Raw genomic sequence first — 22,699 nt, forward strand, 5'->3', positions numbered from 1 at the left:
CAGAGAGATCCAAATTGGACAAGGAGGGGTGTCACCATGATCCGCAGCTTCTCGCCTAACCACAGGAAAAACGGCAGTTCCTTTATCGAAGTGCGCACACGCGGCATACCTGCGGGAAAGGAGGATGAATAAATCCCGGTACGGTGTACCTTATTTTTGGCATAACTAATCACAGTAATGGAGGAAAACCACGATGAAAAAAATGTATTGGATGACGATCATCTTACTTTTGGCCGTAACGGCTTTGGCTGGATGCTCTGGTAATACGGACAAAACAGCAAGCAACGACCCGTCCGCCGCGCCTCAAGCAGATATCCCGCAAGAAATTACTGCCAATCTGGCAGGTGGAGAGCCTTATACGCTAGACCCTGCTTTCGCATCAGATACAACGTCCTACTTTGTGATTGATAACTTGTACGAAGGGCTGTATACATACGATAAGGCCGGTAAAATCGTTGAAGGCGCTGCCAGCAAAGTAGACGTATCTCCTGACGGTAAAACCTACACCTTTACGATCCGTGACGGCGCAAAATGGTCGAATGGTGACCCACTGACAGCTAAGGATTTTGAATACTCCTGGAAACGGGTACTGAATCCGAAAACAGCTGCCTACGATCCTTCTGCCCTCTACTACATCAAAGGTGCCGAAGCGTACAACACAGGCAAAGGTAAAATTGAAGACGTGGGTGTTACAGCCAAAGATGATAAAACTCTGGTAGTTGAGCTGAAATCAACACTGAGCTTCTTCCCAACGATCGCAGTGGGTCATGCCTATCTGCCAGTAAACCAATCGGTTGTTGAGAAAAATGACAAATGGGCAGCAGAAGCGGGCACAATGGTCGGCAACGGTGCGTATGTAGCCAAGGAATGGAAACATAACGAGCAGATTACGCTGGCGAAAAACGATCAATTCTGGAACAAAGATGCCATTACGATGGCAACGATTAATTTTAAAATGGTTCAAGACTCCACAACTTATTATCAAATGTATAAAACGGGCGATCTGGATCTGATTTTGAGCCTTCCCGTAGATACCCTGGATCAGGAAAAGAGCAACAAGGAATTCCTGTCGCATCCATCTTTCAGTGTGTATACCTATTCTTTTAACGTAAAACAAAAGCCGTTTGACAATAAAAAAATCAGACAGGCCATTGCCTACGCGATTGACCGCGAAGCACTGGCTACCAGCGTAACCAAAGGTGGCGAAACTCCGGCTTACGGTTATGTTCCATACGGAACAACAACGCCATCCGGCAAGGACTTCCGTGATGAAGCACCGAAAAAATACTATGAGTTTGACGCTGCGAAAGCGAAACAATTGCTGGCTGAAGGTCTGAAAGAAGAAGGTTTAACACAGCTGCCACCGATCACCTTTAAATACAACACTTCGGACAAGCATAAAAAAGTAGCTGAAGCGATTCAGGAAATGCTGAAAACGAACCTGGGCGTTTCAGTGACGCTGGAGAATCAGGAATGGAAAACGTACATTGATACCTTTAAACAGAAGAACTTCCAGATCGCCCGTATGGGCTGGGAAGGAAACTTCCTGGATCCACTTGGCGTATTGGGGCATTATACTTCCAAAAATTCAAACAACTTTACCAACTGGAGCAACCCGGAGTATGACAAACTGATCGAATCCTCAACCTTTGAGCTTGATCCGGCAAAACGCTTTGAACAGCTCCATCAGGCAGAAGACGTATTGATGGAAGATCTACCGATTATTCCGATCCAGTTCTCTGCGGACACTGCATTAATCAGTCCTAAGATTCAAGGTATCGTATTTGATGCTCGTTCGAACCCAGACCTGCGCTTTGCGAAGCGGGTCGAAAAATAATGATTTTACGTTTCGGACTCACTGCCCTGATTGTCGGTACTTTAGGATTTCTGTACGCCATCCCCCATCTCTTGTATGGTCGTGAAAACATGGCTACTGCAAATCTGCTATTCCTGTTGGGGTTGCTAGGTTTGGTGATCGGTGCAATCTTCCACGTTTTGCAAAGCGGTTTTCTAACCCTCTTCCTGCTGGGATTTGCCGACATCAGACAGTTGTTCATTCGTCAATCCAAGGCATTACGGGAGGAAAATGAACGTTTGCGTTCCGATGAATCTCTGTCAGCCTGGAAAACATCCATGTTCCGCCACCTCAAGGTATATACTTCGGGGTGTGGAGCGGGGCTTATACTTTGCTCGATGATATTAATGGGGATAAGTTAGTTAGGGCGTATGAAAGCTTTCTCGCGGTTGGTGGGCGCTGCGCGTGCAGATTGTTCTTCCGATCGCCACCGCCCTCGGATTTTTATTATTGTACACAACCAGTAAAGGTTAAAATCCGAGGACAAAAGCGAACGCTTCGCTTCTTCAGAACAATTCTGCCCGCTCCGCTGGCAACCGCCGTAGAGCTTCTATACGTTTTAGAGGTGTGTAAATGAAAAGAGAGAGTTTCGCAAAGGCGTTTGCTGCGGAACTCTCTCTTTTTTTGTTTCAAATCTACCATCTGCGTCGCTCGTCGCCTCTCAGGGGAAAGTCGCTCAATTCTCCGAGTTGGTCATGTGCAGCCTTATAAATGCGAAGAATAGCTTGTACCTTGTTAAAATCATTGTCTTCCGGGCCGAATCCTTCCATATACATTTTTTGAATGATGTTTTGGAAGAAATCCATACGCTCGCGAACGGAATCCTGCTCGATTTGCAGTACCTCTTCAAAGCTGTGTGTCTCAGCAAAATCAGACAGCTCATCAAATTCCTGTTCCTGATATCGATCTCCCCGAGTTTCGGGATTGAGATCAATAGAGGTACGCAAGGTTGATAATAAAATATTTTCGCGCGCCAGCATGACATGAAAATCTTTGTTCTTAAACAGATCCGTAACAATCAGACGGCACATTTCCTTGTTCTGCAGCAGAATCCCGTCAAAAGGATGCAGCGTCCACACACCGTAGTTAAAAAATAAATTAAAATTGAAGCTACTGCTTCCATACTGATATACAATGTTGATTTTCGATTCGTCGATGATTTCAAATGAAAATTCCAGCATGCATTCTCCTTTGGGATTCCAATATTTAACTCTATCCTATCAGAAAATGCATGATTTTCAATAAAAAAATTTATTTCACAGAATCATTTAACTCCACAATTGAATCTGCTTTTTCGCTACTGGCAGCCACAAGTAAATAGACAATCACACACCCGAAAATAAAGGACATCATACGCTCGCTCTCTCCTTTTGTCATTCGCTTTTTAAGAGTTTATGCACGAGAATGCTATGTATGTTCATCATGTCCTTTATTAGCTGCTGCCAAACCAAAAAAAGACGCCTTTCGGAGTCATCCCGGCGTCTTTTTCATAGATTGGATCTATTATTCTACATTGTCATCAGTTCAAAAACGAGCTTAGACCCTCAGAGGAATTGCTATCCTTCAGTGGTTTGGATGGTTCTTTCCCTTCGATCCCCAGACGTTGGCTAAGGTTGGCATTGATTGCTGTCATTTTACTTGTATAATCGTGGCAGCTTTCAATAATCCGACGGTTTGATTTTTCAGACAGATCCAAAGCAGATACCAAATCACCAATCGCCTGATTCACAGCCTCCAGTGACATTGAAGGCTTGCTAAGCAAATCTGTCGTTCTCTCGGTCGTCGTTTTGAGAAGCTTCGCATTTTCCTTGAATTGATCTTCAATCGTACGGTTGGTCGCATCGACGGCTGAAATGATTTTATCCTGATCCGCCAGCGCCATCGCGATCATAGCCGATACAGTGATCAGATTCGATGTTTTATCAATCGCATTATTTACAGAATCAATCAGTTTATCATTGTTATCATTAATAATATCCGTTGCTGCAATCGCCTGATTGTATAACAAAATCATTTCTGTCATTGACTGCGTACGAGTAACCACCTTGCGTAATCCCCGCTCCAGATGAGGCTTACGGTTTTCGTTTTCCGGCTTGGCAATCTCGGTCTCAAACAGCTCTTTCAAGCGATTACCAAAGGCAATCTTCGTCTGTAAATTGTAGATTTCTTCAATGGAAGCCTTCTTCAACTGTCTCATGCTGACGATGTTTTCTTCCAGATTATCCTTACCATCTCTCAAGGCAGTAATGATTTTCTCGATGTTCGTCTTCACCGACTGATACTTGTAAATGTAGTTTTTTAACGGGCTTTTACGCAGAAGCTTTCCAAAAAAGCTCACATTTTTGCTCTGCTGGAGCGTTTCGCATTCATCACGCAGCTTTAAGATCATATTGGATACCTCAGCCCGATCACCGGACATGAGGTCGTTTACCGGACGATCCAGCATTTTAAGGGTCTGCCCCGCACGTTCCTGCGTTTTAACCCCCAGCTTACCGATATCATCCATTAAAGTATCCAGGCTCATGACATCGCTTTGTGATACCTTCTGAATCAGCTGTGAAGCCTCCTCAGTCACCTTTTGTTCATCTTCTTTTTTCAATTCAGCCCATGGGGTCGCCATACGCTACCTCCTATTCTGAAAACAACTGTTACCCAAGTCTAATCGTTGTTATTCAGAGCAGCTATTCTGCTACTTTTTTATTTTCTCAAAAAATCGCCTACAATTCGGAACTGCTATATCGCTGGTGAATAAGCTCCGCTTTGCTCTGTAATTCCAGCAGATCCTTATGCTCCACCGTGGACACAATTACCGATATTTTGCTGTCCACATCCCGTAATCCGTTTAATAACGTCCTCCGGTTGGTCCGCTTCGCATCGCCGCTGAGCCGAAGAAACGGATTAATCAGTCCGTTCAAATCCTTCAAAATCAATCTCCGAACCGTATGATTCACTTCACTGTTGTTCAGTTCATGCAAAAGCGGAATGACCCGCTGCAAACGTGCAAATAGAGCCAGCGCCTTCTCGACAATCTCGTTATCAAGCGCATCCTTCTGTCCCTCGGAGATCACCATATCCTCCAGTACCTCCAAATACTCCATCACCTGAGCAAATTCACTACTCACCTGAACTGGTTGACGTACTTGTCCTGTTATAGCCTCCGGTCGAACGGCAGCTTCCTTTTCATGCTGCTGTGTCTCACCGACCTGCTCCTGCACCACCGGAATCACGGAGCCGGTCAGATTGGGGCGAGGATGGCGAACAGCCATGATGGCGCTGTATCCTCCCAAACCAATGATCGGAATCGCCAAACACACAAACAGTGGCAACCAAAAACTTAGTAAAAGCGCAATCAGGTAGCTAACCACAGCAATCGTGGCACCCCACATTTTTGACGTCATAGCTTGTACCTCCTGACGTAAACCCTTACCATATTGTAGAAAACAATATTTGTGTGTGTCAATGTACGGATTTACGTATGGTGATTGGTTGCTCGATATGACTGGCTAAAATGTCGTATTGCGGATGAAGTGAACCGATCTCATGACCCAAAGCCGATTTCACCGCTAGATAAGGAAAATTGATACCCGACAAACATGATACATGAAGTCCTCCGGACATCCGCGGATTGATCTCTAGCAACTTGGCATGCTTGCCGTTATATTTTACCTGAATGTTATAATTGTACGGAATGTGATACGCCTCAGCGACCTTCTGTGCCACCTCCAACAGCTCGGAATGCTGCTCCAGCAGCCGTAATCGTCCTCCTGCCTTCCTACGCGGAACTGCCGCTAGCAGCTTTCCGTTCCGGTCGGCCAGGCAGTCAATACTGTATTCGTATCCCTCCAGCAGCTCCATCACCATCAGATTGGGAAATGATTCTGTGGATGACAATACGCGATGTGCCTCCTCGAACGAAATATGATTCAGCGCATGGCCGAACAGCTCCTCCAGCGGATTACGTTCATTGTTAATGATACGAAAGCCCATCCCGCCTTCTGCATTACATGGCTTGAAGCATACCTTATGCCCAAGTGCTATTAACGACTCATAAGCCTGTTTAAACTGCTCGGCATTGCTGGCAATGGCATAGTCGGGAATCGTGACAATGTCCTTTTGACGAATGGATTCATAAAACAGATCCTTTTCCATCAGTTGCTCCAGCAGTTCGGTATCTTGGCATACCATCACTTTTGTCCCAATATCATCAAATAAATAAAGATGCTTGCTAATATCGAGCATATTCCACCGTGGGATAAAGACATCAATTCCGTGCCGCCTGCAAAAATCAGCGCAAAACCGTGCGTACTCCACACCACTGGTGCGAGGCTCTACTTCAGCTATATCACTGGCCTGTAGCGCCATGTGCTGCGGATCTGAGTGCGTCGCATAGATCTCGAACGGAATACCGTCCTCATTGTTACGAATAGCATTCATATAATGATACGCCACTGAAAACCAGCGGTTAAAATACACCTTAACCTTCTTCACAGAGCCACGTCCCCTATCTATTCTGAAAATGAAGTTTGAGCTGCGAATACACTCCGGTGTATTGCATGAACATACGCCATGATTTCGTCCGCTGCATAAACCCCCGACACTTCTGTAAAACGGTAATTGACCTCCAGCTTATCCCGTAGCTGTTCCCGATACAATTCACCATGACGCGGAGCAATCGCATAATCGGCATAGTCCAGCAGACAACGGTCTAGCAAAGAGTCACCGGACGCAACCACTGCCCCTCCATTCGTGAGATTGCGGATGTGCTCCACGGCTGCTTGTTTATTCACGGCCGCAGGTACCAAATACACCTTACGACCTTGAATGGATACCTCCCAGCCCATTTCATGCATGATTCGCGCCTTCTCCAGCACCTGTTCCAGTGGCATACGATCTCGTTCAATCATGAAAGCATAGAATAACTCATCGCAAAAGCGCTCGTTTACCACCCAGTCTTCATGCAGCACCTGTCCGAACACCTGACGTGCTTCTTCCGCATGAGCACCATCACGGCGTACTTGTTCATGAATACGCCGATTCCACTCTCGATCCACCTCGCCTCCAACGATAATGTTTCCACCATTACTCGTCACGGCATATGTGGGAACCAACTTCGTCTGAAACACAGTGATTCGTCTATACTGTTCTATCGTCCGAGTCGTCACGGGCATAAACATCACATCTTCAGGCAGTGTCTTTAACAATTGCAGGGCTTGTTCAGAAATAAAAGCCCACGTTGCCCCGTCTATCTGTTCCGCAGGCAACAGACCAGGGGACTCCAGCGGTACGCCAAGCGAACGTTTGGAGTAAATCAGTGTCTGATCCAGATCACTTGCGTAGATCATTCTTGTCCCCCCTTGAGCGGCTTGATAATTCCGCAGCAGGAATAAGTCAATCCTTCAAATACCTCTACAGGCACTCCACGGTCCTTGGCCAGCAGCATAATATGCTGAAGATTCGGATTATCTTCGCGGTCAATCAGAATTTTCCACGGCACCCTGCGCAGCAGTACACGAGTCGTCTCCCCCACTCCGGGCTTGACCAGATTGATATCCCGAATACCAAATGCCTGCTGAATCGCCTCTATATCCCGTAAGCCTTGCCATGTCACCGCAGACGGGTTCAATGTCATTTGTTCTGCATATGCAATGGCCGTTTCAGCCACGTCTTGAAAGTACCCGGATATCGTATCCACAAACGTATTGGACTGATCCACTGACCGCCAAGATTCATAAAATTTGGCCCCATGGAAATCGTCCGGGCCTATGAGATCGTCGCGTAATACCGTCCGACTCATCAAACCGGATACAGTCGAATTCAGACAAGCACTTGGAATCAAATAATCTTCTCGTGTACCAAAGGTTTCCGAACATCTGCCCGGATCGGCCAGCACCGCCAGATCATCATTTAGACGCAACCCGTAATCCGTGTTCATCTCACGACAGGCCTCAATCAATACCTGGCGAATCGCCCCTTTCCCCGTCCAGCCATCAACAAACTGAAGTTCAATCCCCAGCCCATGCTGCTGTAAAATGTATAAAATCGCATTCCGGTCAATGCCTTTGCCACGAATAATAGAAATACTGTAATGCGGCAAAGATACGCCATACTTCCAGTCAATATAACGCTTGATCAGGATACCAATGGGCGTCCCTGCTCTGGCAAGAGAAACAATCGCCGTGTTCAGGCCTCTTTTTCTCACAATCATCTCAGCCACAGAAGCTGCCGCTAATGCAACCTTTTTGGCAGATTGGGCAAGCGTTTCGTGAAACAATGCAATATACTCTGCTGTCGGCTCGTATTCTACTGGCAGCATTTCTGAATAATGGACTCCCGACTGAATCGCCTCTTCACGATCCTCCGTCCCTTTTTCCAACGTAACCCGGCTCAAATCCTTCAATAAAAAAGTGACATCCGAGGCAGGATAACTGCCCAGCGGTTCGGGCGGATGAATGTTCTTCTGCTGTATTTGCTCCATAAGTGCTTGCTTCATATCCGCGCTCCTTTACTCTCCTGTCTAGCTAAACCGTTAAAATAAACGACATGCACTTTATCGCAGCCCAGACGGGTCAAAGCTTCCTGCATGGGTTTCATCCGCCCTGGGTCTGACTCCCTTTCCATCAAAACGAATATTTCGTCATACTGACCGGGGTCTACATTATAAATAAAATTGCGTACCGTACTGTCCTCAGGCGAAGGATATGTCACACCACAAGCGACGCCATACCCTTCTTCTCGGTGGGGATACACCGGGCTGCGTGTCGTCGATTGAAAATATACATCCGGGCCTAACTCTGCTGCAATCCGCATTGGAATGTACATGAATTCCCCCGTGCCCATAACCAGCGTGCGTTGCCCAGAACGAAGTTGGTTCAGTCGTTCAGCTGTACGCGTGATTTCTGCATCCAAGGCTGAATTGTCAGCGGATTGTAGACCAAAACGGCCTGTATATTTTAGATAAGGAGCTGTATTGGCATACCCGTCTGTTGACATGGAACTGTGTACTATCCGCTCAAAACCGGAAGTATCCTTTTCAAAACGGTGGTCAATTATTCCAGAAGCGTCTTTATTAACCTCTGCCATGCTAGTGGCTGCATGTTCTGAGTGCCCAGCCTGTCCGGCATATGCTGCGTGATCTAGGATCGGTACACCCTGTACCTCAATCTTTCCTTTGAGCAAGCTTAAAGGCGTAATCGTAATGCCTAGCTCTGCCTCCAGGTCGGTGAAAGCCTGCTCGTCGCTGTCTGTCCGCCAATCCAATAACGAAGCAATCACATACTGTTTACGCGGAAAATGCTCCTGAATATCCCGTATGATATTAAGCGTTGTTTTTCCCGTTGTAATTTCATCATCTACCAGCACAATCGGGCCATCTCCTGCAAAGGCATCTTCATCCAGTGCATAGCAACGATGATCAACAGCGTGCGAATGCTCTTCTTCAAACCGAATAATAGGCCGAAGGCCCGGGATATCCTCGCGCGTCGTATGAATATACGAGGCTCCGTCGTCAAACAACCGATACATGCTGTGTCCCAGTGCTGTAGCCGTCTCGGCAAAACCAACAAACTTGATCGGCTCTGTAAAAGCAAAAGCTAAACGTTCATCCATCAACTTTCGGTAGGCCTCTTTCGCATAGTCCGGGTCAAGAAGTCCTCTCACGGCCTCTCCTATCAGTTCATCCATCTGTTGTCCCGCTTGTGGGACAAGCTCCTTATATAGTAGAATCGCCAGCGCCGCACCACTGAGCAGAGAGGTGTATGGGTTTACCGGAATATGCTTGCCCAGCACCTTGCTGACAAATAAAAACGAACGCTTTTTATTGACCCGTGCCGCCATCGCAAACAGCTTGTCCACAGGAAGGCGGAATGGATTATGTGTCTCCGTAATTTTAACGCTGAACTGCTCCAGAATTGGCAGCACATGTGTTTTCGTGGTTGGGTAAGAGACTGACAAAATGTTGTTGTTCATGTAACACCCCGTATACTTTTGATCTATTGATAATACGATGAGCCCAATTCAAATGCGGCTTAATTTCATTCATTTTGTTGGCATAGGTACTTTTGAATACACCCAGACTACCGTCGTTACGCTCAACAATTTCAAGTGCATCCATATACTCTTCATGTGTCACCGCATACATGGCCTGTACCGGTTTAATATGGGAGGGATGAATAATCGTTTTGCCAATAATCCCATTCTCTTTGTCCATCATGACTTCTCGAATCAGTCCGTCTACGGCATCTGAGATGAAGTCCATCCGCAAGTGTCGTCCCGGCTTTCCAAGTGCATCTTCGAAAGGAGACACTCTTAATTGAGGTTTAAAGACACGTTCTCGGTGAGAGAAATATTCCCATACAGGACCGGAAATGACATAATTTGAGCCCACGCGTCCAAACAAGTTAATAATATCTGCGATGCAATCCCGAATGACGGCAATTTCATAAATCGTAATATCCGGGCTGCGTCTCAAGCCATATAGACTGGAGAAATCGGTTGCCCCAATTCGTACATTGAGCACATATTCCTGGTACTCGTCTAAAATTTCTTTAATCGACAGTAGCTCTTTCCAGCGGGTTTCCCGATAAATAATTTTGGAGCTTTCAAGAATCGGTAATCCGTACAGCACAGGCATGTTGCTTTCGTTTCCTGCCCCTGTGTGCATACTCCGGTTATATTCGGAAATGAGTGCAAAATATGCCCGTCCATTATCCGAAGAGAACTTGGGTAAGACAAAGCCCGTGAGCAGCGACAAAGATTCTCCCAAACCGTTCAGCAGTCGTTCCAACTGCTCCACAGAGCGCACACGCACAAATAACAAAGGTAATTGCTGTTCACTCATCATCCCCGTCCGTACATAGGACAATAGTTGAAGCAGCTGCTGTGCCAGCGATTGTTCTGCCTGACCGACCTGCTGATCCCCTATAGCATCCTCCAGATCCAGAATGACCGTTGTTAGTCCTTCATGTTTTCCATTTTTGATCTCTTCTGCTACTTCCGAGCGGGTCGCTGGCATGTACAAAGCCGCTCCTATCGCATAAGCCAATATACTTTTGGGAGAACGGTTATGAAACTCCAACGGTGGAGTATAAAAGATCGCTTCTACTTCCTCAGAGGTTAAATCATTAAAATATTTCAGGGCCCTTCCCCTCCTCTTGCTCTTTCTTGCCTGACTGAAGCCCTGTGCTTCGGGTATAAAAGAAATCCCCCCTTAGTTTCAGGAGGGATTTCGCTATACTTTGTACATTAAGCCTCTTTGTCGGCCTTTTTCTTTCTTTTCGCCGAGCTGATAACCATTGTGCCTACAAAGACAGCAATCAAAATGCCGAAGAATAAAACCTGCGACATATGAAAGCCAAAAGCAGCAGCCAGCATTTTACCCCCGATAATGGCGATCATAATAAAGGCTGTCTGTTCCAGTTCCGGAAATTTATCAATGAGCTTGAGGAACACTTGAGCAACACCACGCATCATCAGAACGCCGAGAATACCACCCAGGAACAGAACCCATACTTTCTCGCTCACACCGAAAGCGGCAATGACGCTGTCAATACTGAAGGCAATATCCATCAGTTCGACCATTAATACGGTTTTCCAAAAAGAAGTAGGTTTGTTCTTCACTTCTCCATCACCTTCGGACTTGAATAAGCCCTTATAAGCGATATAGAGCAGATAAGCCGCACCCAGTACCTTAATCAGGGTGAACTTAATCAGGAATGTACCCAAACCGATAGCCAGGAACCTGAATATATACGCACCCAAAATCCCGTAAAATAAGGCTCTCTTCTGTTGTTCCTTAGGTAAGTGTTTAACCATAACTGCGAGAACCAAGGCGTTATCCGCCGATAAAAGTCCTTCCAGCAAAATGAGAGTTCCTATAATCCCCCAACTCACTGGATCAGTAAGCGTAGCTACAACATCACTCCATGAAAAGAAATGGCCGTAGTTTTCGCTGATATTTTTAAACAAATCATTCAACATGAAAAGAGTGCCTCCGATAATTCAATTTATTTGCTACCCTGCGACCAGCGCATGCCCCAGTTATATGCCCGATCCAACTCACGATGACCGCCATAAAACTGCACGAGTCTTTCAATGCTGAACGTTTCATCGTTTACATTTTGAATCATGGCAATTGCACACATCCCTTTGCGATTGTCATGTTCATTCATGTGAACGATAATGTCCGGCCCATCCTTCTGGTACAGCGTGACTACCCCGTCCGCTTGTGACCAGTTCGTGACTCCTTCATAGATGAAGGTAAACACCAAAATTCGCTTAATTTCAGAAATTTTAGCACCATTAATGCGAAGATTTTCCCCTGTTTTCACAGAGCCTGTACGGTCGTCGCCATCCAGAGCAATGTACGGGAAGCGATTTAGAGAACCGAAAACTTCCCCGAGCGCCTGCACAACGCCTTTATCTCCGTTCTTCATCTCATACAAGCAGCCCAGATCCAGATCGACACCCTTGGAACCGCGATTGAAAAAGCCCTTGCTTTGCTGCACCTGATTCCAGTTCAGATTGATCAGGATTTCACCCAATCCGCCTGAGCCTTTTTTCAGGTTGATGGTATCGCCCTTCTTCTTCAGCTCAATTTTCCGCAGATTCAGATTCACCGGTGTTGCAGATGGCTCTGGCTTCGGAGCAGGTGGTACTGGTGGCGGCGTTGGTGCTGGTCGAGGCGCTGGAGACGGAGGTGTAGGCACTGGCGTGGGAGGAGCCGGATTATTTTCCACTTCAATCCCAAAATTAACGCACAACGCATCCAATCCACCGGAAAAACCTGCGCCAATCGCGTTGAATTTCCATTCCCCGTTATGACGATACAGTTCACCAATGACAATCGCCGTTTCCACTGTAAATCCACTGTCCAAATTAAACCGCAAAACCTCTCCGCTAACCGGATGAGCAAAACGAATGAACCCACCTTGAACCTGTCCAAAATTTTGCCGTTTCTGATCCGCATCATAAATCGTCAGCGTAAACGCAATCTTCTCGATATTTGCAGGAATTCTCGTCAGATCAAGGGCAAATTGCTTTTTATCACCGGACTGTTGTCCGTCTGAATAGGTGATAAAGGGCGTGGTCGGATTGTTATAAAAAATTAAGTCCTCATCGCCCGATACTTTTCCTCCAGAACCCAGCAAAAATGCCGAAGTATCCAGCTCCAGAGATGCTGGGGACTCCCAGCCAATCCCTACGTTGACATGGGTCAGGCCCGGATTTGTTTTCGTCAAATCCGCCTTCTGTCCCTTTACTACGATAACAGCCATGATTGTGTCACCTTTCTGTCGGTTTGTCATGTGTCAGCGTACGCTAATGTAATAGCTTAAAAAGAAAGGGTAGCGCCCTATGGACACCACCCCAAGTGGATATTATTGAGCGTCCAAGCCATAGTTTTTAGCAAGCGCACCCAATCCACCAGCAAAGCCACTACCGATAGCCTGGAATTTCCAGTCCGCATTCTGACGGTAAAATTCACAGAATACGACGGCCGTTTCGGTGGAGAAATCTTCTCCCAAATCGTAGCGCAGCACTTCACGATCTGTTGCCGCATCTACCACACGTACAAAAGCATTGGACACTTGACCAAAGTTTTGCGCGCGAGCCTCGTAATCATAAATGGTAACCGTGATCCCGATACGGTGGATGTTCGCAGGAATCTTCGAGAAATCAACGATGATTTGCTCGTCATCCCCATCGCCCTCACCTGTGCGGTTATCGCCCGTATGAGTAACCGATCCTGCTCCGCCTGTCGGGTTGTTGTAAAATACAAAATCATCCGCTGCTTTGGCTTTACCGTCTTCATAAAGTAGGAAAGCCGAAGCATCCAGGTCAAAGTCTGCGCCACCACTGTATTTATTCGTATCCCATCCAAGACCTACAACGACACGAGTCAAGCCGGGATTCGTTTTGGTCAGATCAATACGTTGTCCTTTGGAAAGACTAATGGTCATACCGCATACCTGCTTTCTTTGTATAGATTTTTTACGCCAAACCGTAATCGCGCGTCAATCCTGCAAGACCATCTTGGTAGCCGCTGCCAATGGCATTGAACTTCCACTCACCGCTATGACGATACAGTTCGCCTACAACAACGCCTGTTTCGATCGAGAAATCTTCTCCCAGATCAAAGCGGACCAATTCTTCATTGTTTGCTTCGTTTACGATACGAGCGTAAGCACGGGACACTTGTCCAAAGTTTTGGCTGCGTTCTTGTGCTTCATAGATTGTAATGGTAAAAGCGATCTTTTCTACGTTAGCAGGCACGTTGCCCAGATCAATTTTAATCTGCTCGTCATCTCCGTCGCCATCACCTGTGCGGTTATCCCCTGTATGAACGACAGAACCGTTCTCATTTTGTGGATTATTAAAAAAGACAAAGTTCTTATCGGATTCTACTTTACCTTCCGCATTAGCCAAAAATACGGATACGTCCAGGTCAAAATCTTTACCACCATCATATTTGTTTGTGTCCCAACCGAGACCAACCGTGATTTTGGACAAACCTGGATTTGTTTTCGTCAAATCAATTTTTTGACCTTTGGATAAGTTAATTGCCATGAGTAAGAACCCCTTTTCACATTAAGTTTTGTATGAGCAACTAAAATTACATATAACGCTGAGCCAGCACATCAATATGTACGGCATGGGTTCCTTCACCGATTGCAGCAAACTTCCATTCGTTGTTATGACGATAGAGTTCTCCACAGACCAGTGCGGTCAGCCCCTCATAATTATCAGATAAATTAAACGTCACCAGTTCCTTGGAATTAGCACCATCCAGAATGCGGATATACGCCTTTTCGATCATGCCGAAATCCTGTTTCCGGTTTACGCAATCATATATATTCACAACAACAAGCACTTTGTCGACATTGGCAGGAATACGTGCCAGGTCAATCGCAATTTGTTCATCATCACCGTCGCCTTGTCCGGTCAGATTATCACCGGAATGCACGACAGAGCCGCATGGACTTTTTTTATTGTGGAAACACACTACGTTATCTGACTGAGTCAGTTTTCCGTTGGCGTCCAGCAAAATGGCAGAAGCATCACAATCAATATTGGGTTGCTTCTTGAAGCCAAAAAATCCTTTGGACTGTACAGGGTCCCATCCCAATCCTGCTATAACCTTGGTTAGTCCTGTGTTTCCCTTGGTCAAATCAATTTTCTGGCCCTTGACCAGATTAATTACAGCCACTGATTAACACACCTCCCTTCCGTAAAATTTACAGACTAAATTCAGACGGATTCAAACCAAGCGCGCCGCAAATCTCAGCCACAATTCGCTGCTCATTGGCATCAAAGTCACCATCAGCTGCGCCAATAGCGCTACATACGCCAACGACGAGTCGGCCTACTTCAGGCTTGCCATTCAATTTACCAATCGCCTTCAGTGCTTCCTGTTTACCGATTTGAGGTGAAAATTCAAAGTTCGCTACATAGTGATTGAAACGGTTGATGACCTCACCCATATCAAACACTTTCAATTCTTCACTGATATTTATGTATCCGGCCATTTTTGTTTTCTCTTCCGGACTAATCGTACCGTCAGCAAATGCTACTAATGCACAGCCTGCAACAACAGCTTCCATAAAATCTTTATTCTTAAACTTCTTAACTTGGTCTCCAAGTCCTTTTTTAGTTGTATTCAACCAATTTTTAAATGTACTCATGTTTCCCTCCACAATTACGTATTTGGGTAAAGGCATCCTAGTTAATTTCTTCCTTTACTATAACCTGAATTACGATCTTTTTCTACAATAATATACAAAAATACGGTAAATCCGATCTATTTATTATTGGTATCCTCTCTATCTTTAGCCCTATTTTCTACATAAAACTCTCTCCTCCATCATCCATCATTTGGTACCCCAATTGCAAGTCTGTGAAATGGTAGAGTTGATAGTAAGGCACAGCCTTCCAATTTAACAGAAGCACTGTGCCTCTCACCAACTCCGAAAAAATTGGTAAACAAAAAAATCTACAGACTTCTCCAGCTAGCGAGTTTACAGTTTCCAACTGCCGCTCACCTGTTCCAGAAAAAAGACTGTAGATTTTATAGATACTCCTATTCACGTTATTATCGTTCACAGCTCAAGACCTAGTTATAATCCTCCCAATAGCGATACTCCATTTCATTCTCACCTTTGGTGACAACGACCATATTTTCAATATGTCCCGTTTCTTTATTCGTTCGGTAGATCATGGTACGGGTTTCGCCCTCATCGGGTACAGAGAAAAGTACTTTGTCACTGAGCATGCCGCCACCAATGCCGACGACGTGTTCCCCCCAACCGGAGGTTGCGCCAGAACCGATGCCCGAACCTGCTCCACTAACACCAGCCCCGCGCGACAAAATAAGACCTATTCCATATCCGGTGACGGTCTGGGCCGTTTTACCTAGAGCGTGCTCTCCGGCGGATTGGGTATGCTTTTGGACCCAGTAATCGTATTTATCCGTATTTTGCTCGTAACTCACAACATTCCCTTTTTTATCTATAGATATATCCGTCTTGCTTCCGTCTTTACCTGTCAGTTCGGTGACAGCGACAAGGGAATCGGATGTGATCTTAGAGGTCTCTCCTGTATTGTAATCTGTACGGGTAACCGAGTCTTCATATTGCAGCTGCAGGACATTCATCTGATCGTGAATTTTCTGCATAACCTGCTTGTCGCCGACGGCCTCGGCGTTTTTCAGTAGTTCCTCATATTGATGATATTTATCCGCGTCTGCCTGATCCCATTCGTCTATGTTTTTTGGCTGCTTGGCAATTTCTCCACCATGATCTCCAGCCTCTCCACTGCCTGCCAGCGCTGCGCTAGCGTTCATTGCCGCTGCTAGGGCTGTCCAGAAGCCACGTGTGCTTTCACCATCCGCATTTCTAAACTTCGAAGCGATGCTTTTCAGTTCAATTTCAATGGATTGAACCTTATTTAATACCGAAGAAAGTGTATATTTAGCCGTACGATAGTCATTATAAAAACGATTTCTCTCCATACCATCCCACTGGCTGTGAAGGCGGTTCATTGTGCTATCCAGGCCGTTTAACTGGTTATACAGTGTGCCGTGGGCATTGGCAAATTGGGAGGCCACGTTGTCCAGCTGCTCCGGTGTGACTTGGATTTTTGTCATGGTGATCACATCCCATCTAAGAAAATAGGAGATAGAAATTATATTTTACAGTAATCCTTATTTCATATTGTAAGCTATAGAGGTCGGACATTCATGAGGATTTATACGTATTTGTGTATTCAGAAGCAGTTCCTTTGATATAATGAATCCATATGAGTTCATTTCGACAATACATTATTGAAAGTCAGGTGTATGGACATGTCAGACAAAAAAATTATCTTTTTTGATATCGACGGTACGTTACTGGACGATGACAAGAAAATGCCGTTAACGGCAGAAAAGGCCGTCTTTGCTTTGAAAGATCTGGGACATGAGGTGGCCATCGCAACAGGCCGTGCGCCTTTTATGTTCAAAGATATTCGCGAGCAGTTAGAAATTGATTCCTACGTTAGCTTTAATGGGCAATATGTCGTGCTTCGCGGGGAAGTGGTCGCTACCAATCCGCTGAACAGAGAAGCGTTGCAAGCGATGACCGATCTGGCTCTCACACATAATCATGCTCTCGTATATATGGATCATATGGATATGAAGGCCAATATCCCTAACGATGAGCTTGTGGAGAGATCGGTCCAAACGCTTAAGGCCAAGATTTCAGTTGGATACGATCCACTCTATTTCCAAGGAAGAGATATTTATCAGACGCTGTTGATGTGTACAGCAGAAGAAGAGCCTTTCTATGAAGCGGTATTCAAGGCGTTTGACTTTGTGCGCTGGCATCCGAGTTCTGTGGACGTTGTCCCTCATTCTGGCTCCAAAGCGAAGGGCATCCGCGAAATTACGTCCAGACTGGGCATTGCCGATGAAAATCAATACGCCTTTGGCGATGGCTTAAATGATGTGGAGATGCTGACAGCTATACATAACAGCGTCGCGATGGGCAACGGCTGTGATGAAGCCAAAGCCGCAGCTAAAATGGTCACAAAACGCGCAGATGAAGACGGTATTTTGTACGGACTGCAAAAACTTGGTTTGTTAAGCTAACAGGATTGCTGATAGACTGGACATGTTTCGGGAAAAATAAAGTCTGTTTAAAGACTTACATATGAGAAAATAGGAGGTTGTCCTTAAATATGGAGACGGAAGGCTTACGCAATGTCGAACAGCTAGCCATGAAGAAGTACAAAATTTACAAGCAGAGCCTACTCCGGTATTTGGCACGTTCCATGCTGGCGAGTATGTTCATCGGGTTCGGCGTTATTGTAGCCTTCAAGACGGGCAACTTTTTTTACATGGAGCATTCTCCATTCACTTATCCCATGGCGGCGCTCACATTCGGAGCGGCCATCATTCTAATCGCTTACGGCGGCGGGGATTTGTTTACAGGTAACACCTTCTATTACACTTATGCTGCGCTCCGTAAAAAGCTGCGCTGGGGGCAGGTGCTTCGATTATGGGCTGCTAGCTATGGCGGTAATTTGCTGGGTGCAGGGGTATTTGCACTCCTTATTTACTTGACCGGGCTGTTTGACTCCTCCAGCGTGAACAGCTTTCTACTGAGCGTGGTTGAGCATAAAATGGAAGCGCCTGCAATGCAGCTATTCTTCCGAGCTATTTTGTGTAATTGGCTGGTCTGTCTTGCCTTTTTTGTTCCAATGTTTATGAAGGAAAATGGCGCAAAGATGTTTGCCATGATGCTGTTTGTATTCTGCTTTTTCATTTCGGGATATGAGCATAGTGTGGCTAATATGTGTACTTTCGCCATTGCGCTCGTGCTGGATCATCCGGGTACGGTTTCTGTCGCTGGTGTGATCCATAATCTCGTTCCGGTCACGCTCGGAAATCTGGTTGGCGGCGTGCTGCTTATGGGGGTTATGTACTATTCGGTGAATCTCCCGTTTTTGGACGAGGAAGAACACTAAAAAAAGAAGCCGTGGGACTTAGGTTCCACGGCTTCTTTGCGTTATTTTAGTAATAGAGCAGGTGCTTTCTTGCCTCTTATCCTTCTTGAGCAGGAAAATGGATAAATTCCTCCAACTCCTTGAACAGCTTCTTGGGATTAACATTGTCAGGTACAACCAGAGTTAGCGGTTCATCCAGCTTCAGCACATACATGCCTAAAATGGATTTGGCATCTGCCATGCCGCTTTTGCCATGAATCCAGATATCATAGGTATAATTCGAAACGATTTGATTGATTTTTTCAATATCCTTAACGTCTTTTACCTTGATGGGTGTCATCATTGCACAGCACTCCCCTGCATTGAATTGGGGCTTATGAAACAAGCCTTAACATCACTTTACCCCATATGAAGCTTGTTGCAAAATCTTAATTTAGAAAATGACATGCGGCGCGGAGCTGATTTTCCAGTAGCTGCCGACCTTTTCAAAATTCACGGTGATTTTCTCATTCGCCTGCTTGGTTTCTGCCGGATAAGGCACGGTCAGCAGATAGCTGCGCTTCACCGGAGTCATGGTCACCATTTTCGCCGTAGCCCGGTTGAACTCTAGCAAATTGCCACCATCTGCGTTCAACTGAGCTAGTCTGCCGTTAACTTCAACGAAAAATTTACCGACAAATTGCTCACTGGCCTGCTTTGTGTAGGCCTGCGTCAGATAGCTGATCAGCTTGGTCTTCGTGCCGATATCCTCGGACAGATAGCGGTAGCTTTTACCGTTCAACTGGAACGACTCACCCACCGGGCTGCCACCACTGATCGCATACTGATAACGAGACTGCGCCTCCAGCACAAGCGGAACCGCACTCTCGTGATTCAGCTTGTCCAGCTGCGTCGGTTTCACGCTGGAAGCCGCGGCTGCTGGCGCCGAAGTGGACGGCTGTTGCGGCTTAGACGGCTTCACAGTCGACGGTACGGACGGAGCAGCCGCTGGCGCTACCGATGTAGATGGACGCTGTGCTGGTGCAGACGGAGCTACTGGTGTAGATGGACGCTGTACTGGTGCAGATGGAGCTGCGGGTGTAGCGGCTTTGGCAGAACCTGCGGCTGCGGCCGGGGTCGAGGCGGCTGGAACCGACGGCGCTTGCGCCGGGGCTGGCGTCGTAGCCGACGCAGACGCTGCTGGTGCTGGCACCTGAGCCGGGGCGGATGCGGACGGACTGGCCACGCTCGGTTGTGTCGCTTCCGCTGGAGCGGTCACAGCGGGCGCGGCTGCGGCGGCCTGTGCCACGCTCATAAGTGTGGCCGCAATGCATAGTGCGGATAGCTTCGTATTTAATTTCATACTCATATACACCTCCATAATCATATGTCTGCATAAACTGCACACGTTTCTATTATAAGAATTTCGCTTCTCGATTGGGTTGCTAAATTGTTTCTATTTGCCTTTTTTTGTTCATTCTGCACGAAGTTTGTCCGTATTTGCCGAGGACGGTTGTTCTGACTGTTTCAACTGCTTTGCCTCCATCTCTTCCAAGGATAGCGACAGCTGCTTAACAGATCGGTCCAGCTCCTCCAATCTGCGACTCAAAGTGACGAGAATGTATTTTAACAGAATCAGACTTAATGCAGCAGGGAATCCGACATTAGTTACGAGCTCGATCATGCCTTCAGTCGTTAAAGAACTCACAGATTCCGCCTCCTTTTTCATACATATGTTCCACCAATAAGAACTAATGTTCCCATTTTTATGAAAATCATACATTATCTTGTGGGCTGTCATGACAAAAAGAGCTCCTATTAGCTTGGAGCCCTCTCTGTTTTTGTTCATTCTACCTGCTTTCAGACCACTACCGAACGACATATCAAGGAGTATATATATTCGGCTGCTGGGGCTTGGACATCCCTTCTCCCAGATAAAATCCGGTGTGCGGCGGCTGATTATAAGCTACGTTCTGCCAAACAACACTCAGGCGATACACTGGATCATGCATAAGCGTGTAGAATCGATGTTCTGACTCGTATGGTGTTGTGTAGATACGCAGCGCCGAATTATCACTTTTGCGCCAAATGACTTCCTCACGCCAGTCACCGAAGAGATCGGCCTGCAAGGACGGCGTTCCTTTGGTTCCGTTATTGGAACTCGTTCCTGTTGCCGTAAGCAAGTTGGAAGTAGTCGAGTTCGTATAGTTCCACTTGTCTATTTTTCCAGCGCTTGATGAGGTATGATCCAGCAGTTCACGGAGGAGATCCCCATCCCACCAGATGCCAAAATTAATGGAAGACGGTAGCGTGTTGGTAATGAGCTGCCCCTTAGCTGAACGCAAACCAATACCCGGTGCCCACTGCTCGTTCCCTTTGGTCCGCGGGTCAATGTCTGCCGACATGCCTCTTCCAGTATCCTTGCCTGTATTTACGCCCCATAAAATATTTCCATTACGCGGGTCGTACATGGCAGCTCCATAGGTGGCATTTTTGTCCTCGTTCACCTTGAACACTTCATAACCTGAACGGTCGGGGTCCAGATCGCCAACATGAAGTGCATCTCCATGTCCCATCCCCGTGTTAGCCAGCTTCGCTCCGTTATCGTCTACAACCAGCGAGCCATACACGATCTCATCCTTATCATCTCCATCCACATCCGCCACGCTCAAACTGTGGTTCCCCTGTCCAGCCGTTCCAGCATTGGTGGAGCTGTTGCTGTCAAAGGTCCAGCGTCGGCTCAGGTTGCCGTTCCGCCAATCATATGCGACCAGAACGGTGCGGGTGTAATAACCACGTGCCATCACAATGCTGGGTCTCACGCCATCCAGATAAGCAACCCCGGCGAGAAAACGGTCTACACGGTTACCATAATTATCTCCCCAGCTCGATACCGTTCCGCGCGGTGGCACATAGTCGATCGTACTAAGAGCCTTGCCTGTATCACCTGAGAACACAGTTAGAAACTCGGGACCTTTTAAAATATATCCACTCGTGTTTCGATGATCAGCCGAAGCGTCCCCAATCTTCACACCTGTACCATCTACCGTGCCGTCTGCTGTTTTACATACGATCTCTGCTTTACCATCTCCATCAAAATCGTAGACGAGAAATTGTGTGTAGTGGGCTCCAGCCCGTATGTTCCGTCCCAGGTCGATCCGCCATTTGCGTGTTCCATCCAGCTCGTAGCCATCCAAAAATACATTTCCCGTATAACCGGATTGCGAATTATCCTTGGCATTGGAAGGGTCCCATTTTAACACAATCTCATACTCGCCATCTCCATCGAGATCCCCTACGCTAGCATCATTGGCGTGGTACGTGTAGTTAACATTATCCGGGGTTGTGCCTCCCGCGGGCTGCTGGATCGGAACATCCAGATAGTTGTTGTTCCATACCTTCACCGCAGGGGAAGCGGCCTGCTCTGCTCCATTGACCACGGCACGAACGGTATACCAAGATGAGGTCGTACCTGCCTTGTCCAAAAAGTTGGTTCTCGATGTAATCGGCGCATCGTTCACCTTGCTTGTCCCTCTGTACAAATTAAAGCCGACCGAATCCGCTTCCGTGCCCAGCAAGCGCCAGCTCACCAGTACACCCTCAGGCACCTTAACAGCGACGGCTCCACGGTTTAGCTTTTCCATTTGCCTCGTAGAGGCAGCAGAGACCTGGCTATCCATCGGGGTGACCACTCCACTCAACATGACACCGAGACAGAGCAACGCAGCATACCGAAACCTTTTGTTCATCTGAATCATTAGCTCCTTTCATGGTTTGTATTTTCAATAAATTTATTTTATGTGACTGATAAGTTATTGTTGTTTAAATTTTATGATAGCGCTTACATCAATGTAAAGGGACGAGCACGTCCTTTTTGTTCAAAAATCCGGG

23 protein-coding genes are annotated in these 22,699 nt (G+C 46.6%); 4 read left to right on the top strand and 19 right to left on the bottom strand.

Going from position 1 to position 22,699, the window contains the following annotated elements; genetic code table 11:
* The first annotated feature begins 193 nt into the window (after window positions 1-193).
* Window positions 194-1,837: a peptide ABC transporter substrate-binding protein gene (locus tag MHB46_RS09380; protein ID WP_341162164.1), complete on the top strand. Its 1,644-nt coding sequence runs from the start codon at window positions 194-196 to the stop codon at window positions 1,835-1,837.
* On the top strand, window positions 1,837-2,217 hold the full coding sequence (locus MHB46_RS09385) for a DUF3899 domain-containing protein (protein ID WP_341162165.1): 381 nt from the start codon (window positions 1,837-1,839) through the stop codon (window positions 2,215-2,217). The genes MHB46_RS09380 and MHB46_RS09385 overlap by 1 nt, the downstream gene beginning before the upstream one ends.
* Before the next feature lie 273 nt (window positions 2,218-2,490).
* Here the strand turns inward: MHB46_RS09385 and MHB46_RS09390 are convergent, their stop codons facing one another.
* From MHB46_RS09390 to MHB46_RS09460, 15 genes are all read right to left on the bottom strand, one after another.
* Window positions 2,491-3,036, bottom strand: coding sequence for a hypothetical protein (locus MHB46_RS09390; RefSeq protein WP_029517557.1), 546 nt, complete (start codon window positions 3,034-3,036; stop codon window positions 2,491-2,493).
* A 338-nt stretch (window positions 3,037-3,374) separates the two neighbouring features.
* Window positions 3,375-4,475, bottom strand: a complete 1,101-nt coding sequence (locus MHB46_RS09395) for a toxic anion resistance protein (protein WP_039272510.1) — start codon at window positions 4,473-4,475, stop codon at window positions 3,375-3,377.
* A 97-nt stretch (window positions 4,476-4,572) separates the two neighbouring features.
* Complete coding sequence (locus tag MHB46_RS09400; RefSeq protein WP_165179396.1) at window positions 4,573-5,253, bottom strand: hypothetical protein; 681 nt, start codon at window positions 5,251-5,253, stop codon at window positions 4,573-4,575.
* A gap of 58 nt (window positions 5,254-5,311) precedes the next feature.
* Entirely contained in the window at window positions 5,312-6,343 is a 1,032-nt protein-coding gene (locus tag MHB46_RS09405; RefSeq protein WP_341162166.1) for an ATP-grasp domain-containing protein, read from the bottom strand.
* 17 nt (window positions 6,344-6,360) lie between these two features.
* The gene (locus MHB46_RS09410) at window positions 6,361-7,197 is read right to left on the bottom strand and encodes an HAD family hydrolase (protein ID WP_341162167.1); all 837 of its coding nucleotides are present in this window, start codon (window positions 7,195-7,197) and stop codon (window positions 6,361-6,363) included.
* Window positions 7,194-8,345 (bottom strand): cysteine protease StiP family protein, encoded by a 1,152-nt coding sequence (locus MHB46_RS09415; protein ID WP_165179398.1) that lies wholly within the window; start codon window positions 8,343-8,345, stop codon window positions 7,194-7,196. Before MHB46_RS09415 ends, MHB46_RS09410 begins: the two co-directional genes overlap by 4 nt.
* A complete protein-coding gene (locus MHB46_RS09420) occupies window positions 8,342-9,688 on the bottom strand; it encodes a phosphoribosyltransferase family protein (RefSeq protein ID WP_341163715.1) in 1,347 nt (448 codons plus the stop codon). Before MHB46_RS09420 ends, MHB46_RS09415 begins: the two co-directional genes overlap by 4 nt.
* Before the next feature lie 52 nt (window positions 9,689-9,740).
* Entirely contained in the window at window positions 9,741-10,928 is a 1,188-nt protein-coding gene (locus MHB46_RS09425; RefSeq protein ID WP_341162168.1) for an HpcH/HpaI aldolase/citrate lyase family protein, read from the bottom strand.
* Window positions 10,929-11,095: 167 nt separating this feature from the next.
* Window positions 11,096-11,830 (bottom strand): TerC family protein, encoded by a 735-nt coding sequence (locus MHB46_RS09430; protein WP_023987196.1) that lies wholly within the window; start codon window positions 11,828-11,830, stop codon window positions 11,096-11,098.
* A 26-nt stretch (window positions 11,831-11,856) separates the two neighbouring features.
* A complete protein-coding gene (locus MHB46_RS09435) occupies window positions 11,857-13,125 on the bottom strand; it encodes a TerD family protein (protein WP_272639980.1) in 1,269 nt (422 codons plus the stop codon).
* Window positions 13,126-13,227: 102 nt separating this feature from the next.
* On the bottom strand, window positions 13,228-13,809 hold the full coding sequence (locus tag MHB46_RS09440; protein ID WP_023987194.1) for a TerD family protein: 582 nt from the start codon (window positions 13,807-13,809) through the stop codon (window positions 13,228-13,230).
* A gap of 31 nt (window positions 13,810-13,840) precedes the next feature.
* Entirely contained in the window at window positions 13,841-14,416 is a 576-nt protein-coding gene (locus MHB46_RS09445; protein ID WP_341162169.1) for a TerD family protein, read from the bottom strand.
* 46 nt (window positions 14,417-14,462) lie between these two features.
* Window positions 14,463-15,056, bottom strand: coding sequence for a TerD family protein (locus MHB46_RS09450; RefSeq protein WP_013308969.1), 594 nt, complete (start codon window positions 15,054-15,056; stop codon window positions 14,463-14,465).
* Between the two features lie 28 nt (window positions 15,057-15,084).
* The gene (locus MHB46_RS09455) at window positions 15,085-15,531 is read right to left on the bottom strand and encodes a tellurite resistance TerB family protein (RefSeq protein ID WP_013308968.1); all 447 of its coding nucleotides are present in this window, start codon (window positions 15,529-15,531) and stop codon (window positions 15,085-15,087) included.
* A 428-nt stretch (window positions 15,532-15,959) separates the two neighbouring features.
* Window positions 15,960-16,991 (bottom strand): WXG100 family type VII secretion target, encoded by a 1,032-nt coding sequence (locus tag MHB46_RS09460; protein ID WP_341162170.1) that lies wholly within the window; start codon window positions 16,989-16,991, stop codon window positions 15,960-15,962.
* Between the two features lie 198 nt (window positions 16,992-17,189).
* Between MHB46_RS09460 and MHB46_RS09465 the strand changes: the two genes are divergently transcribed.
* The gene (locus MHB46_RS09465) at window positions 17,190-17,972 is read left to right on the top strand and encodes a Cof-type HAD-IIB family hydrolase (protein ID WP_165179406.1); all 783 of its coding nucleotides are present in this window, start codon (window positions 17,190-17,192) and stop codon (window positions 17,970-17,972) included.
* An 89-nt stretch (window positions 17,973-18,061) separates the two neighbouring features.
* Window positions 18,062-18,850, top strand: a complete 789-nt coding sequence (locus MHB46_RS09470; protein ID WP_039272492.1) for a formate/nitrite transporter family protein — start codon at window positions 18,062-18,064, stop codon at window positions 18,848-18,850.
* Between the two features lie 76 nt (window positions 18,851-18,926).
* Here the strand turns inward: MHB46_RS09470 and MHB46_RS09475 are convergent, their stop codons facing one another.
* The 4 genes from MHB46_RS09475 to MHB46_RS09490 all read right to left on the bottom strand — a co-directional run bounded on the left by MHB46_RS09475 (window position 18,927) and on the right by MHB46_RS09490 (window position 22,557).
* Window positions 18,927-19,172: an HPr family phosphocarrier protein gene (locus MHB46_RS09475; protein WP_023987189.1), complete on the bottom strand. Its 246-nt coding sequence runs from the start codon at window positions 19,170-19,172 to the stop codon at window positions 18,927-18,929.
* A gap of 90 nt (window positions 19,173-19,262) precedes the next feature.
* Entirely contained in the window at window positions 19,263-20,171 is a 909-nt protein-coding gene (locus tag MHB46_RS09480; protein ID WP_341163716.1) for a DL-endopeptidase inhibitor IseA family protein, read from the bottom strand.
* Between the two features lie 111 nt (window positions 20,172-20,282).
* Window positions 20,283-20,516 (bottom strand): hypothetical protein, encoded by a 234-nt coding sequence (locus MHB46_RS09485; protein WP_341162171.1) that lies wholly within the window; start codon window positions 20,514-20,516, stop codon window positions 20,283-20,285.
* 175 nt (window positions 20,517-20,691) lie between these two features.
* Window positions 20,692-22,557 (bottom strand): rhamnogalacturonan lyase, encoded by a 1,866-nt coding sequence (locus MHB46_RS09490; protein ID WP_445667588.1) that lies wholly within the window; start codon window positions 22,555-22,557, stop codon window positions 20,692-20,694.
* Window positions 22,558-22,699: the final 142 nt, after the last annotated feature.

Source organism: Paenibacillus sp. FSL H7-0703 (genome assembly GCF_038003485.1).
Lineage (GTDB): Bacteria > Bacillota > Bacilli > Paenibacillales > Paenibacillaceae > Paenibacillus > Paenibacillus polymyxa_B.

What these genes read in the sequence shown, in the direction of transcription:
- MHB46_RS09390 (WP_029517557.1), bottom strand. Translation starts at nt 3,036, where the DNA reads ATGCTGGAATTTTCATTTGAAATCATCGACGAATCGAAAATCAACATT.
- MHB46_RS09470 (WP_039272492.1), top strand. Translation starts at nt 18,062, where the DNA reads ATGGAGACGGAAGGCTTACGCAATGTCGAACAGCTAGCCATGAAGAAG.
- MHB46_RS09490 (WP_445667588.1), bottom strand. Translation starts at nt 22,557, where the DNA reads ATGAACAAAAGGTTTCGGTATGCTGCGTTGCTCTGTCTCGGTGTCATG.
- MHB46_RS09420 (WP_341163715.1), bottom strand. Translation starts at nt 9,688, where the DNA reads ATGGCGGCACGGGTCAATAAAAAGCGTTCGTTTTTATTTGTCAGCAAG.
- MHB46_RS09455 (WP_013308968.1), bottom strand. Translation starts at nt 15,531, where the DNA reads ATGAGTACATTTAAAAATTGGTTGAATACAACTAAAAAAGGACTTGGA.
- MHB46_RS09380 (WP_341162164.1), top strand. Translation starts at nt 194, where the DNA reads ATGAAAAAAATGTATTGGATGACGATCATCTTACTTTTGGCCGTAACG.
- MHB46_RS09395 (WP_039272510.1), bottom strand. Translation starts at nt 4,475, where the DNA reads ATGGCGACCCCATGGGCTGAATTGAAAAAAGAAGATGAACAAAAGGTG.
- MHB46_RS09460 (WP_341162170.1), bottom strand. Translation starts at nt 16,991, where the DNA reads ATGACAAAAATCCAAGTCACACCGGAGCAGCTGGACAACGTGGCCTCC.
- MHB46_RS09400 (WP_165179396.1), bottom strand. Translation starts at nt 5,253, where the DNA reads ATGACGTCAAAAATGTGGGGTGCCACGATTGCTGTGGTTAGCTACCTG.
- MHB46_RS09440 (WP_023987194.1), bottom strand. Translation starts at nt 13,809, where the DNA reads ATGACCATTAGTCTTTCCAAAGGACAACGTATTGATCTGACCAAAACG.
- MHB46_RS09415 (WP_165179398.1), bottom strand. Translation starts at nt 8,345, where the DNA reads ATGAAGCAAGCACTTATGGAGCAAATACAGCAGAAGAACATTCATCCG.
- MHB46_RS09435 (WP_272639980.1), bottom strand. Translation starts at nt 13,125, where the DNA reads ATGGCTGTTATCGTAGTAAAGGGACAGAAGGCGGATTTGACGAAAACA.
- MHB46_RS09445 (WP_341162169.1), bottom strand. Translation starts at nt 14,416, where the DNA reads ATGGCAATTAACTTATCCAAAGGTCAAAAAATTGATTTGACGAAAACA.
- MHB46_RS09410 (WP_341162167.1), bottom strand. Translation starts at nt 7,197, where the DNA reads ATGATCTACGCAAGTGATCTGGATCAGACACTGATTTACTCCAAACGT.
- MHB46_RS09475 (WP_023987189.1), bottom strand. Translation starts at nt 19,172, where the DNA reads ATGATGACACCCATCAAGGTAAAAGACGTTAAGGATATTGAAAAAATC.
- MHB46_RS09430 (WP_023987196.1), bottom strand. Translation starts at nt 11,830, where the DNA reads ATGTTGAATGATTTGTTTAAAAATATCAGCGAAAACTACGGCCATTTC.
- MHB46_RS09480 (WP_341163716.1), bottom strand. Translation starts at nt 20,171, where the DNA reads ATGAAATTAAATACGAAGCTATCCGCACTATGCATTGCGGCCACACTT.
- MHB46_RS09385 (WP_341162165.1), top strand. Translation starts at nt 1,837, where the DNA reads ATGATTTTACGTTTCGGACTCACTGCCCTGATTGTCGGTACTTTAGGA.
- MHB46_RS09465 (WP_165179406.1), top strand. Translation starts at nt 17,190, where the DNA reads ATGTCAGACAAAAAAATTATCTTTTTTGATATCGACGGTACGTTACTG.